This window comes from Jejudonia soesokkakensis (assembly GCF_042664795.1).
GTDB lineage: Bacteria > Bacteroidota > Bacteroidia > Flavobacteriales > Flavobacteriaceae > Jejudonia > Jejudonia soesokkakensis.
Map to the genome: position 1 here is coordinate 145194 of NZ_JBHTBN010000001.1, position 15194 is coordinate 160387.

Below are 15194 nucleotides of genomic sequence, written 5' to 3' on the forward strand. Positions count from 1 at the left end.
ATTACTTTTTTTCTTTGTCATCCATTTTTTCCATTCCGTAGGTATTATTTTCAGGATTGATATCAGCCATCAAATTGGTAGCGTCAATCACCATAGTTTTAACCTTTTTATCGCTAGGAATACTTAGTTCATAGGTTGGATATGCCCATGCCCAGTCTTTTAAAACAGTCCATTTCATTTTAGGATATGGATTAGCTTTTTCTGATCTGGTCATCTGTAGTGGGATATGAAAAATTTCTTCAGTTCCATCGACATAAGTCACATATAGATCGATAGGCATTGGCATCAACCCGATTCGCTCTAGAGTTACTACAGTTGCCCCTTTATTGGTTTGAACATCTTTAATCCCATAATCGATCGTATTGGTAGTCTGCATAAAGTCTGTTAGGTACCAGTCTAGTTCAAAACCTGATACTTTTTCGGCTACCCGAATAAAATCGTTAGGTGTTGGGTGTTTAAATGCCCAATCCTCATAGTAACGGTTTAAAGTTTTATCCAGGTTATCTTTGCCAATAATATAACCAAGTTGTGCTAAAAAGACAGCGCCTTTACTATATGCTGTAATTCCATACATTCTATTAGATGCATAGCGATCTGCATGAGTTGTTGCCGGCTGTTCATTCCCGCTCAAAGCCATAAACTGGTACCCTCGATAGGAACCTGTGTGCGGATTCGGGTTTTTCTCATCCATCACCACGTTCATAGCTTCATTGGAAATATAAGATGTAAAGCCTTCGTCCATCCATTCATGTTTTGCTTCGTTAGTTGCCATTAGAAACTGGAACCATGTATGTGCTAGTTCATGAGATGTAACACCTACAAGACTTCCAAATTTTCTTTTTCCAGTAATCAGCGTACACATCGCATACTCCATTCCGCCATCTCCACCTTGTATTACTGAATATTGTTCGTACGGATAGGGTCCAATCTTTTCATTAAAATACTCCATGAGCGCAGCCGTTTTAGGCTGAAGATTTTTCCAATTTTCTTTAATTTCTGGATCATCTTTATAAAGAAAATGTAATGTGACACCATTAGGACCTTCGTAAGTGTCGTGTATATAGTTAGTATCTGCAGCCCAGGTAAAATCATGAACCTTAGGAGCTTTAAAATGCCATGTATATTTTCCATTTACAGGCTTCATTGTTTTTTGACCCGGTGGAGCATAACCTTTTCCTATTTCGGCAGGATTTTGAAGATACCCTGTTCCTCCAATAGTGTATGCTTCGTCAATCGAAATTTTAACATCAAAATCACCCCAAACCCCATGAAATTCTCTTCCAATATATGGATCTGCATGCCAGCCTTGAAAATCATATTCTGCCATTTTAGGATACCACTGAGTCATTGATAGCGCAACACCTTCGGCATTATTACGACCACTTCTTCTTATTTGTACTGGGACTTGCGCCAACCATTCCATTGAAAATGTACTACTAGTACCAGAGGCAATAGGAGTGTTGAGCTTCACCTCCATTACGGTACCCACCACTTCGTAATCTAGGGGCTTTCCATCTTGTTTAAGTACCATAGGCTTGATAAAACCTATCTCATTGGTTGCTAATTTCGAAATACGATCAGCCACTCGACCATCTGCATCTTCGATGGTACGTGAGCGAACATCCATTTCGCTTCCTGGCTGAAAAGCGTTAAAGTATAAATGATAAAAGACCCTTTCTAAAGTTTCTGGTGAATTGTTAGTATAGACTAGTTCTTGTTTCCCTGTATATTGCCAAGTTTCAACATCCATATCGATTTCCATCTTGTAATCGACTTTTTGTTGCCAGTAGGAGGTATTATTTTGTGCAAATGCACTTAAGGTTATAAAAAGAGTAAGAAAGCTTTTAACTATATTTTTCATTATTTAGACATTTTATCTGCCATGATGATGGCGTTATACATATTTACCATTTTTCCAGACTTAGAAATTTTATTAAAATTACTGGTTCTGGTAGGGTCTCCGCCTAATATCACAGGAGTATTTGAAGTTAATCCGCTAGTCATTAAAATTTGTTTTACCTGAGCAGCAGATAAATTAGGATAATAAGAGCGTATCATTGCCGCCACTCCTGCTACTGCGGGAGAGGCCATCGAAGTCCCTTGAAGATATTCATACGTATTTAAAGGTGTTGTAGAATATATTTCTACACCAGGCGCAAAAACATCTACATTAGAAACTCCGTAGTTTGAAAAACTTGCTACCATTTCACTACCATATTTGTAGTTTAATGCTCCAATGGTAATAAAGTTTGTAGCAACCTCTGTAGTGTTATCTGTAGTTTGATCATTTGGATACACCTGAATTCCATCAAGGTCAAAAGCTTCATTTCCTGCAGCGTTTACAACCAAAACATCCTTTGAAGCAGCATATTTTATGGCATCCCAAACCCATTCAGGATGTGGAGAGTAATACTTTCCGAAGCTAGTATTTATCACTTTTGCTCCATTATCTGCTGCATATCGAATTGCCAAGGCAATATCTTTATCGTATTCATCACCATCTGGAACAGCTCTTAACACCATAATTTCTACGTTTTGCGCGACGCCATTTGCACCAATATTGTTGTTCCGTTGTGCGGCAATAATTCCAGCAACGTGAGTACCATGCTTCGCATCTTCTTTTTTAGGATCTGGACCGTCAACATCATTATTTCCATAGACCTTTCCGTCCATACTATCTGGATTATCACCTAATACACTTCTAAAATCTTCTGTCATATTAAAATGAGTTTCTAATCTTCCAGAAAAATAGGCTATACCACCCTCCAACTCTTTTATAACTTCTGGAACACTATCTCCATAACTTAGCATTTGAGTAAGTCCTGCAATCATGGCTTGTTCTTCTGCAGAAGGATCTTTGATAGCTGCCAGTTCTTTAGCAGTATAATCTGCTTTTCCTAATTTTAAAGTCATTGCAGCATGTGCTGGCTTTACCTGTCCTAAGATTTGCTCATATTGAGCCTTTCCAGCATTTGCCTGTTGAAATTCCTTTTCGTATTCAGCTTTTGCTTTTTGGTATAATGCAAATTCTTCTCTATCTGCCGCACTTATAGAAGCTTCAGTTTTCCCTTCATATTTGGGACCTAATTTTTTTATGTATCGAACATATTCTAAGTTTTCACCTACAATATCTCCTAAAAAATTCCATCCGTGGATATCATCAATATAGCCATTGTTATCATCATCTTTTCCATTTCCAGGAATCTCATCTGTATTGGTCCAGATTATATCTTTAAGATCTTCATGTTCAATATCAATACCACTATCAATAACCGCTACGATGACCTTAGACCCTTTTTTGTTTTTGATAAGTTCATCATAAGCCTTATCAACACTCATCCCGGGTATGGTATCTGTAGGAAGGTCTGCCATGGTCCACGATTGTAATTGTGTTTCTGAAAGTGGCGTAACTTTTAGAGGCATTGTATCAATATTGGCAACTGGGGTTGCCACAATAGGAGCTGAACCACCACTACAACTCGATAGTAGTATAGCTGCACCTGTAGCGAAAAAGAAAGATTTTAATGTATTCATGTTTTTTATTTAATTTAATATTTGTTCACAGCTAAAGATTTCGTTTACTCGAACTCCTTTATCTGTATGCTTTACTGTAATTATTTGATTGTGAGCATCATGTTCCAAAAACAAATAATAGTTTTGGTCTGCTGCTGCATTTAAAAATTTTGTTTTTTCTGGTAATGTTAGTAAAGGCCTGGTATCATATCCCATCACAAAAGGAATAGGTAAGTGACCGGCAGTTGGCAGTAAATCTGCCATAAAGACGATGGTCTTATTATTATGTTTCAGCATGGGAATCATCTGTTTGTCTGTATGACCGTCTGCAAAGAAGATGCCGAAGTCCAGTTCGTTTGCTTCAGAAAAATCCTTTTTATTATTTTCGGAAGAAAGAGACAAGGAAGGGCGATTTACAAATTTAAGTTGACCAGCTTCCTCCATAGGGAGTATATTTTCAGAAAGAAAAGATGCTTTTTCTCGGCGGTTAGGATTTGTCGCCCATTCCCAATGGTCTTTATTGCTCCAGAAAGTCGCATTTTTAAAAGCCGGTTGGTAATGAGTTTTATCCTTATTCCATTCAACGCTTCCGCCACAATGATCAAAATGTAAATGAGTCATAAATACATCAGTTATATCATCTCTGTGAAAGCCATATTTTTTTAAGGAGGTATCTAACGAATGATCTCCCCAAGGATAATAATAACCAAAGAACTTGTCACTTTGTTTATTCCCCATCCCCGTATCTATAAGAGTTAGTCGGTCCCCATTTTCAATTAAAAGGCACCGGGCTGCGATATCAATCATGTTATTTGAATCGGCAGGATTTGTTCGAGTCCAGAGGCTTTTAGGTACGACGCCAAACATAGCGCCTCCGTCGAGCTTAAAATTTCCTGCCTCAATAGGGTAAAGTTTCATACGTGCTGCAAAATACAAAAAGAGGCAATAATGACGATTAATCTTAAGTCTTTATTAAGAAATTTTAAATTATCAAGCAGTTAGAACAAGGTATGCTATGTAAACTTTTTTTGAAAATTAATGTTCACTGAGTAGTTTATATATATTTTTGAGCTTTTCTAAATTACATCTTATGTTAGAGCTTGCAGGAATTATAATTTTAGGAATTTTAGCGCAATGGGTTGCTTGGAAATTTAAAATCCCTGCAATTTTACCCCTTATTTTAATTGGCCTTTTTGTGGGACCAATCTCTACTCTTATATCAAATGATGGAACGCAATGGATACAACCTATTTGGAATATAGATTCTGGATTTTTCCCAGGAAAAAGTCTTTTTTATTTTGTTTCACTTGCAATAGGAATCATTCTTTTTGAAGGCGGGCTTACTTTAAAGATGGAAGAAGTAAAAAAAACAGGTGGAGTAATTGGAAAACTAATTAGCCTGGGTTCTATTATTACTTTTTTTGGAGCTGGGATAGCCGCGCATTATATTTTTGGATTGGACTGGAGCATTTCATTCTTATTTGCGGGCTTAATTATTGTAACGGGTCCTACAGTAATTACTCCTATTTTAAGAAATATTCCATTAAAAAAGGATGTATCCTCTGTATTAAAATGGGAGGGTATTTTAATCGACCCGATCGGGGCTTTAGTTGCTGTACTTGTTTTTGGATTTATTAGTATAGACATAGCTCCAGAAGATGCTGCAGGTCATGTTGGCGGAAGCTATACAAAACATGCCTTATTAGAATTTGCACGAATCATTGTAATTGGATTTGCTTTTGGTTTGGCAGGAGGTTTTGCGATGTACCAGGCTGTAAAAAGAAAAGTAATCCCCCACTATTTATTAAATGTAGCTTCTTTAGCTATGGTGCTTCTGATCTTTGTAGTTAGTGATTTATTTGCTCACGAATCCGGACTCTTATCTGTAGTGGTAATGGGAATGTTTCTTGGTAATAGTGACTTACCAAACCTAAAAGAATTATTGTACTTTAAAGAATCACTAAGCGTACTACTAATTTCAATTTTGTTTATTTTACTTGCTGCAAATATTAGTCTTGACGACCTCCTGCTTGTTTATAACTGGAAAACAGCAATCCTCTTTGCTATTATTATTTTTTTAGTAAGACCTATTGGTGTTTTTTTAAGTACGATTGGCTCAACGCTGAAAACCAACGAAAAACTTTTTATAAGTTGGGTAGGACCCCGTGGAATCGTTGCGGCAGGTATCGCGTCTCTTTTTGGGACAGAACTCGTAGAAAAGGGAGTTCCTGGGGCAGAATATATTACTCCTCTTGTATTCGGACTAGTATTAACGACAGTTTTATTAAATGCAACTACTGCTCGTTTTTTCGCCTCGTTGGTAGGTGTATTTCTAAACAAATCTGAAGGAATTATGATTGTAGGGGCTTCAAGAGTTTCAAGATTAATAGCAACTTATCTTCAAAAAAATAACCGACATGTTGTATTAGTGGACTCTAACCGAAGTAATATTTTAAAATCAAAAGAACTTGGTATTGATGCTATTAATGCAAATATTTATAACGATGATCTTACTGATAATATTGAATTAAGTGATGTAGGATATCTACTGGCTATGACAGGCAATGACGAGATCAATAGACAGGCCATGAGTCGCTTCGGAAAGCAATTTGGTGAAAATGGAACCTTTAGGTTAATAACTTCAAAGGAACTTTTAAAGAAAGAGGATGTAAACACAGATGAGATATTTAACACTACACACGATTTCATAAAATTTACCGAAGTTGCTCGCGATTACCCTTCAATACAAGAAATTGAAGTAGAAGATTATAACATGTTTTTAAAAGTTCTCGAAATCATTAGAGAAAACAAAGAGGCGATTCCTTTATTTATTAAAGATCCAGAAGGTAATGTAGATTTGATAGATACCCTTAAAGAAATAAATATTGAAAACGGGACTGTTATCGCTTATTTAGGAAAACCAATGGACTTTGAAGATGTAGTAACAGCAACCAACGAAAAGGGTAAATTACCAACGGCTGAAAACCCTAATGTTTAAATATAAGTAAAAGGGAATCCCTAATAGTACCAACCATAAGGTCACTTTGATCTCATTTCTATCATTATATGGAAGAAATAATAAATATGCAGCCTTATTTTGTCTCTATTGCATACCTAGGGTTTGCACTATCCATTGTTGCATTTCTACCTTTATACACAAATAAATTAAAGATCACCTACATCGTCCCATTATTATTTTTTGGGATTTTATTTTATTTAATAGATGTACCCTTGCCATGGCCCAATCCTTTGTTTGACTTAAACTACGGGAAAATTATAACAGAGGGTATCGTAATTGTTAGTTTAATGACTGCAGGTCTAAAAATTGGCACGCATTATAGTTGGAAAGAATGGAAACGTCCTTTTTCTTTAATTCTTATCACAATGCCATTATTTATGGCGGTAATCTTCATAATAGGACATTATATATTAAATTTAAACGGACCCGTTTCTCTTTTGTTGGCTGCTATACTTGCCCCAACAGATCCTGTACTGGCTTCAGAAATTCAACTAGAGGAAGAGCAGCATGAAAACTCGAAAGAAACAGGAATGCAATTTACACTAACTGCAGAGGCAGGAATAAATGATGGTTTGGCATTTCCGTTTGTGTTTTTGGCAATTATTTGGTCAAAATCTACAACATTCAATGAGATAGATTGGGTACACTTTTTTAGCTTTTATGTAGTATATAAAATAGTAGGAGGCCTTATTTTAGGAGCTTGTATTGGCTATATATATAGTAAACTTATTGCTTTCCATAAAAAAGAAAAAAAGAAATACATACTTAACGGTTTTATAGCCATAGCACTTACTTTTTTTGCATATGGGCTAGCAGAGGTTCTTAGCACTTATGGTTTTATATGTGTCTTTGTTACAGGTGTTTTTATTCAACATCATCGTCCTAAAGATAAGAACAAGTCGGTTGAAGATTTTATGGTTCCATTTGTCGAGGAAGTTGAAAAACTATTAGTTGTCATATGGATCATCTTTTTTGGGGGTGCTTTATGTTCTGGAATTTTGAGCTATACAGACTTGAATGGGATTTTAGCTAGTCTTGCTCTTGTATTAATTTTGAGACCAATATTTGGGTACATTGCCATGTTACCAATGAAATATTCCAAAGCAAAAAAGTGGGCAATTGGTTTTTTTGGCGTTAAAGGAATAGGAAGTGTATTTTATCTTAGCTTCGGGTTATTACACGGTAATTTTTCTGGCTTTGAAGAACTTTACGGCATTGTGAGCTATGTTATCTTGTTTAGTATTATAATTCATGGCTTGACGAGCGTAAGAGTTCTGAATTATTTTGACAAGAAGCATTAACACAATAATGTTGAAAAGCACGCACCAGAGAAACCCTATAGAGCTATTATGAAATTTTTTGAAACCCCAGCCGTTATATTATTTAAACACAGCCAAATGATAAAAGCTATCTATGTTTTACTTTTTTCTTTTCTAATTCTTTCCTGCGGAAATGATGACGAAGAAACGTGTATTATGTGTACATCTGACCAGACAACAGATTTTGAGGTCTGTCAAAGAAGCGATGGAGATGCTTCGGTTAACGGAGAAAACACTAATACAGATTACGACGTATATCTCGCAGACTTAATGCAAGCTGGAGCTATGTGTGGAGGCTAGTCATTCAGTTTAAGCACTGCCATAAATGCTTCTTGTGGAATTTCTACGTTTCCAACCTGGCGCATTCGTTTTTTACCTTTTTTCTGTTTTTCAAGGAGTTTACGCTTTCTTGAAATATCTCCACCATAACATTTTGCGGTAACATCTTTCCGAAGTGCTTTTACCGTTTCACGGGCAATAATTTTTGCGCCAATTGCTGCTTGAATAGGAATATCAAACTGTTGTCTTGGAATTAATTGCCGAAGCTTCTCGCACATTTTTTTTCCAATATCATAGGCATTATCCTGATGCAATAGTGCCGAAAGAGCATCGACAACATTTCCATTTAATAATACATCCACTTTTACCAATTTGGACTCTCGCATACCAATAGGTGCATAATCAAAAGAGGCATACCCTTTGGAAACTGTTTTTAGTCGGTCGTAAAAATCAAATACGATTTCTGCTAACGGCATATCAAAACTTAGTTCAACTCTTTCTGTAGTGAGGTACGTCTGATTGGTAATGACTCCACGTTTTTCTATACACAGTGACATTACAGATCCCACAAAATCTGATTTTGTGATAATAGTAGCCTTAATAAACGGTTCTTCCATTCTATTAAGCCTTGAGGGATCTGGCAAATCACTTGGGTTATTTACCAAGATTAATTCATCGGGCTCTCTGTTAGTATAGGCATGGTAAGATACGTTAGGTACAGTTGTGATCACTGTCATATCGAACTCACGCTCTAAGCGCTCCTGAATAATTTCTAAATGTAGCATGCCCAGAAATCCACAGCGAAAACCAAAACCAAGCGCTGCTGAGCTTTCAGGAACAAAAACCAGCGAAGCATCATTCAATTGAAGCTTTTCCATCGAGGCTCTTAATTCTTCATAATCCTCGGTATCTACTGGATAGATACCCGCAAAAACCATAGGCTTTACGTCCTCAAAACCTTCAATCATATTGGTAGTTGGCGATTTAGCATCTGTAATAGTGTCTCCAACTTTAACCTCTTTTGCTTCTTTTATCCCTGTAATTAAATAGCCAACATCTCCCGCTTTAATCACTTTTTTAGGAGTTTGCTTTAAATTTAAAGTTCCTACTTCATCTGCAAAATACGTTTTACCAGTAGCCATAAACTTGATGTGCTGCCCTTTTGAAATCTCTCCATTTAAAACTCTAAAGTAGGTTTCTACGCCTCTAAAAGGGTTGTAGACTGAATCAAAAATTAATGCCTGTAACGACTCATCGGGATTACCTTTGGGAGCAGGAACCCGCTCAATAATAGCAGTTAGGATCTCAATAATACCAAGACCGGTTTTGGCACTAGCAGGGATTACCTCTTCTGCGGCACACCCTAAAAGATCTACAATGTCATCTGTCACTTCTTCAGGGTTTGCCGAGGGTAGATCTACTTTATTTAATACAGGTATAATTTCAAGATCATTCTCTAGGGCGAGATATAGATTTGAAATGGTTTGCGCCTGTATGCTTTGCGCAGCGTCTACTACAAGCAATGCACCTTCACAGGCTGCAATGGATCGCGAAACTTCATAAGAGAAATCTACGTGACCAGGAGTGTCAATTAAGTTTAAAATATATTCTTCACCCTCATGGGTGTATTTCATTTGTATTGCATGACTTTTAATGGTAATACCTCGTTCCCGCTCAAGATCCATACTATCTAGTAATTGAGCTTGTTGCTCACGAGCAGTAACAGAGCCAGTAGCATCCAACAGTCTATCTGCCAACGTACTTTTACCGTGGTCAATATGTGCGATTATGCAAAAGTTTCTAATATTCTTCATAGCTTCATTTTCCAGTGGCAAAGATAGTGTAAAATCAATGCATTCAAACGAATAATGCAGTTCATCGAAAAAATAAAAAGTTGTGTGTGGTTTACATAATTATTTGACACCTTTGTAGGGCCTCCCCGAATTGCTTTTGCAAAAGACTAACAAAAATTAATACGCTCTTTAATGAAGTGTTTCCCCTTATTTTTTATAGCTTTTTCACTTTCGGCTATATCTTTAATTGGTCAAAACAAAACGATTACTGGCAGTGTATTAGATCAAAATAATGTGCCGTTGGCCTTTGCAACGGTTCTTTTGTATGATTCAGATTATGAAGATGTTTTAAAAGGTGCAGTTACAGAAGAAGATGGAACCTTTAGTATTTCAGACCTTGAAGAAAAAACATATCGGATTACCTTCAGCTTTATGGGTTTTTCTACGGAAGAAAAAACAGTTCAATTAACATCAGATACTGATTTGGGCACTATTACTCTTTCTGAAGACCCACAGTCTCTTGAAACGACAGTAATTAATGCCAAGTTGCCAACCATTCAGAAAACAGCAGGGAAATTAATATTTAATGTAGAAAATACTTCTTTGTCTACAGGTAGTACCTTTGATTTATTAAAAAGAACTCCAGGTGTTCTGATTATTGGTGAAGAAATTAAAATTAAATTTTCCACTCCTACTATTTTTATTAACGGGCGACGTGTGTATTTATCCTCAGCAGAAGTAGTTACTTTATTGCAGAACACAGATGCTTCGGCCATAAAAAGTGTAGAAGTAATTACTAATCCTGGTGCTTCATACGATGCAGAATCTGGTTCTGTTTTAAATATCGTTATGTCAAAAGCGATTTCAGTAGGATATAAAGGCTCTGTTTCGGGACGATATGAACAAGCTGTTTTTCCAAAATACAGTGCTACAACCTCACACTCATATAAAAATAAATGGCTCAACTTTTTTGGAAGCTATAGTTTTAGTCCTAGAAAAGAATTTAAAGAAGATGAAAATTTTACCCGGTTTTTTAATGAAGATGAACTAACAACTAAGTCTATCTGGGAAAGTGATTTTACCAGAACGACCCGCTCTAATGCACATCAAGCAAACATTTCTGCGGATATTACATTAGATAAAAAAAACAGTCTGAATTTTACCTCCAGCCTCCTTTTTTCACCCGATAAAACATTTCACAACACTGTTGAAGCAGAAATTTTTAGCAACCTTAGATCACTGGACTCTACCTTTTCAACCCGAAGTAATCTTGAGAATAACACTTCAAATGTATCATTTAGTTTAGGTCATACTTTACAAGTAGGTGAAGAAGGAGCTACTGTTACTACAACAGCTAATTACATTAGATACAGAAATGATCAGATTCAAGAAGTCGCTACAAATTACTTTTTACCAGATGGTACTCTAACTAGGAATAATAGTTTTTTTACAGATGCTTTACAAAACACCAACATTTTTACGGGACAGCTGGATTTAACGACTCCCTTTTTAAATGGTTCCTTGAAAACGGGTCTCAAATATTCTTCCATAGATACCGAAAGTGCTTTAGACTTTTTTGATACAGATACAGGAAACAGCATGTTCAATATGTCACTGTCAGATAATTTTATTTATAAAGAATCAATCTATGCAGGCTTTGCAGAATTTATGAAAGAGTTGGGTAAATTTTCTATCCATCTAGGAGTGCGCGGAGAATATACAGATGTTCTAGGTGATTCAAGATTTCTTGGACTTTTAAATACACAAGTGTATTTCGAGTTATTTCCTTCTGCTACTATAGACTTCGCAATTAATGACACTAATGCTATATCAGCAAGCTATTCCAGAAAAATTACTAGACCTAGATATCAAAGCTTAAACCCTTTCCTTTATTTTATCAATGAAAATAATTTTAATGCGGGAAATCCAAATTTGATGCCCGCTATTACCAATCGAATTCAGCTAAGTTTGACACATAAAGGAAATTGGTTTTTTGATTTATATTATGAAGGTGTTGATGATGAACTTGCATCTCTCACATTTCAAGACAACGTAAACAGCACTCTTAGAAGTAATGAGTCAAACCTTATAAGAGGGTATCAATATAGCTTTGATGCCACGTATGCTAATTATATAAAAAACTGGTGGTATTTAACCGTAACGACCTCTAATTATTACCTTAATAACGAATTTTTTGCCTTAGAAAGTTCCCAAGAAACCTTTTCGTTTGACACTTATGGTTTTTTTGCTCAAATGTTTAGCAGGCTAACGGTATCAAAACAACAGTCAATTTCTAGTGATGTGTCCTTGGTATACATCTCAGATTTTTTTACAGGATCATCACGATATCAAAATCAACTAAACGTTTCATTATCTTTTAGAAAATCATTCTGGAATGATAGAGCCAGTGTAACGATAGGGGTAGATGATATTTTTGACACCAATAATGTGGAGGTTACTTCTATATATTTAAACCAAGACAATCGCTATTTTGCCAGGGTAGAGTCTCGATTGTTTCGAGCAGGATTTACCTATAATTTTGGCAACTCTCGACTTCAAGAAAATATTCGCACCTTAGAGGTAGACGAAAAAGACCGTTTAGAATAAGCACATTTTATAAAATCCGTACTTTTGTACCATGGCAAAGATTGGCGACATAGAAGTAGGCGAGTTTCCGTTACTACTTGCACCCATGGAAGATGTAAGTGATCCTCCTTTTAGAGCACTTTGTAAAGAACAGGGTGCAGATGTGGTGTATACAGAATTCATTTCTTCTGAAGGCTTAATACGTGACGCTGCAAAAAGCGTGATGAAACTAGATATATATGAGAAGGAACGACCTGTAGGTATTCAAATATTTGGAGCAGTTCTAGATTCAATGCTACAAAGCGTTGAAATTGTGGAAGCCAGTGGGCCAGACATCATTGATATTAATTTTGGGTGCCCCGTAAAAAAAGTGGTGTCCAAAGGAGCCGGTGCGGGAATTTTGAAAGATATCGATTTAATGGTTTCGCTTACTGAAGCCATGGTGAAACATACAAAACTACCCATTACAGTTAAGACCCGGTTGGGGTGGGATCATGATTCAATTAAAATTGTGGAAGTTGCCGAAAGACTCCAAGATGTTGGATGCAAAGCGATTTCTATTCACGGAAGAACCCGCGCACAGATGTATAAAGGAGAAGCAGATTGGAAACCCATTGCAGAGGTAAAGAACAATCAGCGCATGCATATTCCCGTGTTTGGCAATGGTGATGTTGATAGTCCCGAAAAAGCCATGTTAATGCGAGATGAATACGGTCTTGATGGGGCAATGATAGGGCGAGCCAGTATTGGATACCCTTGGTTTTTTAAGGAAGTAAAGCACTTTTTTGAGACAGGAAAGCACGCTGCACCTCCTACGATGATTGAGCGTGTCGAAGCAGCCAGAAGGCATCTACAAATGGCAATAGACTGGAAAGGTGAAACGTTAGGAGTCTTCGAAACCCGACGTCATTATACCAATTATTTTAAAGGGATCCCTCATTTTAAAGAATACCGAATGAAAATGGTAACTAGCGATGATTCTGCTTCCGTTTTTGAGGCTTTTGATGAGGTATTAGAAAAATTCGGAGATTTCCAATTTGCTTAAGCAATCAATCTTTCGGTAATTCTTCTGGAAGCTATTTTAGACGCCAGTCCGCCAAGTATGGCAATGGTTCCGAAGACAATCAGTAGGTTTACAAATTCAAACCTCACGGGATAGGGTAATGTAGGTGTAATGGGAATAAAGCCAAACTCTAATTGAAGTAGTACAATAATCACTCCCAAAAGCAAGCCAACTGAGGCACCTATGAGGGTCATCAAAAACCCTTCAAAAAAGAAAATGCTTCGTACTTGTTGTAAGGTTAAGCCTAGGGAAACTAAGGTTTTTATATTTCGTTTTTTTTCTAGGATCATCATGATAATAGTTCCCGCAATATTAAAAATAGCAATGGCGGCAATAAGACTTACAAAAACGTAAACAAAAAGATTTTCGGCATTCAGCATTTTGTATAAGGCATCGTTTTGCTGAATTCTATTCTTGATTACTAATGGGGTTGAAATGGTTTCTGCAAGAGCTTCACGAATTTCACTTTCATCTGCTTCAGGCTTTAATTTAAACTCAATAGATGAAACCTTCGTGCTATCTAAACTCAACAAATTTCTGGCAAACTCAATATCAGTGAAAATATATTTACTGTCGAGATCTTCATTGACAGAATACAGTCCAGAAACAACAACCGACTCCTTATTAAATACATTAGGCAGATCAAATGTACTTATACTACCCGTGCCTGGCTTTGGCACATACACATCAAGTAAATTGGCATAATCATTAACCTGCAGCGATAATTTGTTTGCTGTTCCCAGCCCAATAACAGCTTCATCTCTACCCGCTTCCAGCCATCTGCTTAAAAAAACGAGACTATCTACAGGGGTTACTTTTTTAAAATTAGAATCCACTCCTTTTATAAAAGCGATATGATTTTTTCCTTTATACTGAAGGGATACACGTTCTTCGATAATGGCTGAAAAAGCTTCTATACCCACTATGTTTTGTAGCTGTTCTGAAGTTTCCGAAGAAATTGTGATTGTTTTTCCACTTTCTGGAAAGATTTTTAGATCAGAATCAAACTGATTGGTAAACTCAAGGCTAAAATCCCGCAGTCCTGCAAAACCTGAAAGCACAATAAATAAAGCCATCGCTCCAACTATAACAGCACTTACTGCAATTCTGGAAATAATATTGACAGCATTTTTGGTGCTTTTACTGTATAAATATCGCTTGGCGATGTAGAGCGGAAAATTCAAATTATAGTTTTTTTCGCTTCGGAAGTAGATCTGGGTTCTCTAACGGATTCTCGGTTCCTTTTACTGCTTTTTCGATGCTATCAATATAGTCTAAAGAGTCATCATTAAAGAAGGACAATGCGGGCATTCTTCGCAATTGATGTTTTGTTAATTGCGCAACTTCATGCTTAATTTTTGGCTGAAGCGATTGTAGCTCCTCAATAATCTTTACCGCTTTGTTTGAAGGAAATACGCTAAGATATACTTTAGCAATACTTAGATCTGTTGTTACCGAAACTTTTGAAACGGAGATAATGGTTCCCAGTTGTCCAGATTCACGTAATAAATTTTGTAGCACGTTCGCTAGATCATTCTGAAGAACACTGGCTATTTTTTTCTGTCTGTTACTTTCTATCATACTGCAAAAATACTACTTTTAAGAATTGTTATTTTTAATAA

11 protein-coding genes are annotated in these 15194 nt (G+C 36.5%); 5 read left to right on the forward strand and 6 right to left on the reverse strand.

Going from position 1 to position 15194, the window contains the following annotated elements:
* Position 1 precedes the first annotated feature (1 nt).
* The 3 genes from ACFQO1_RS00690 to ACFQO1_RS00700 are packed head-to-tail and all read right to left on the reverse strand — an operon-like array spanning position 2 to position 4431.
* On the reverse strand, positions 2–1861 hold the full coding sequence (locus ACFQO1_RS00690) for a M1 family metallopeptidase (protein WP_380215690.1): 1860 nt from the start codon (positions 1859–1861) through the stop codon (positions 2–4).
* A complete protein-coding gene (locus ACFQO1_RS00695; RefSeq protein WP_380215692.1) occupies positions 1861–3534 on the reverse strand; it encodes a S8 family peptidase in 1674 nt (557 codons plus the stop codon). Before ACFQO1_RS00695 ends, ACFQO1_RS00690 begins: the two co-directional genes overlap by 1 nt.
* Before the next feature lie 9 nt (positions 3535–3543).
* Positions 3544–4431, reverse strand: coding sequence for an MBL fold metallo-hydrolase (locus ACFQO1_RS00700; protein WP_380215694.1), 888 nt, complete (start codon positions 4429–4431; stop codon positions 3544–3546).
* A 172-nt stretch (positions 4432–4603) separates the two neighbouring features.
* On the opposite strand from ACFQO1_RS00700, the gene ACFQO1_RS00705 reads away from it, so the two are divergent.
* From ACFQO1_RS00705 to ACFQO1_RS00715, 3 genes are all read left to right on the forward strand, one after another.
* Positions 4604–6511, forward strand: coding sequence for a cation:proton antiporter (locus ACFQO1_RS00705; RefSeq protein ID WP_380215696.1), 1908 nt, complete (start codon positions 4604–4606; stop codon positions 6509–6511).
* Positions 6512–6579: 68 nt separating this feature from the next.
* On the forward strand, positions 6580–7833 hold the full coding sequence (locus tag ACFQO1_RS00710) for a cation:proton antiporter (protein ID WP_380215698.1): 1254 nt from the start codon (positions 6580–6582) through the stop codon (positions 7831–7833).
* A gap of 96 nt (positions 7834–7929) precedes the next feature.
* Positions 7930–8151 (forward strand): hypothetical protein, encoded by a 222-nt coding sequence (locus ACFQO1_RS00715; RefSeq protein ID WP_380215700.1) that lies wholly within the window; start codon positions 7930–7932, stop codon positions 8149–8151.
* Here the strand turns inward: ACFQO1_RS00715 and lepA are convergent.
* Positions 8148–9944: a translation elongation factor 4 gene (lepA, locus tag ACFQO1_RS00720; protein ID WP_380215702.1), complete on the reverse strand. Its 1797-nt coding sequence runs from the start codon at positions 9942–9944 to the stop codon at positions 8148–8150. The two genes, ACFQO1_RS00715 and lepA, sit on opposite strands and share 4 nt — an antisense overlap.
* Positions 9945–10115: 171 nt before the next feature.
* Between lepA and ACFQO1_RS00725 the strand changes: the two genes are divergently transcribed.
* Positions 10116–12530 (forward strand): outer membrane beta-barrel protein, encoded by a 2415-nt coding sequence (locus ACFQO1_RS00725; protein ID WP_380215704.1) that lies wholly within the window; start codon positions 10116–10118, stop codon positions 12528–12530.
* Between the two features lie 31 nt (positions 12531–12561).
* Positions 12562–13554: a tRNA dihydrouridine synthase DusB gene (gene dusB / locus ACFQO1_RS00730; RefSeq protein WP_380215706.1), complete on the forward strand. Its 993-nt coding sequence runs from the start codon at positions 12562–12564 to the stop codon at positions 13552–13554.
* Here the strand turns inward: dusB and ACFQO1_RS00735 are convergent.
* Together ACFQO1_RS00735 and rbfA are read right to left on the reverse strand one after the other, a co-directional pair.
* On the reverse strand, positions 13551–14756 hold the full coding sequence (locus ACFQO1_RS00735; protein WP_380215708.1) for an ABC transporter permease: 1206 nt from the start codon (positions 14754–14756) through the stop codon (positions 13551–13553). The two genes, dusB and ACFQO1_RS00735, sit on opposite strands and share 4 nt — an antisense overlap.
* A 1-nt stretch (position 14757) precedes the next feature.
* Positions 14758–15153, reverse strand: a complete 396-nt coding sequence (gene rbfA / locus ACFQO1_RS00740; RefSeq protein ID WP_380215710.1) for a 30S ribosome-binding factor RbfA — start codon at positions 15151–15153, stop codon at positions 14758–14760.
* Between the last annotated feature and the right edge of the window lie 41 nt (positions 15154–15194).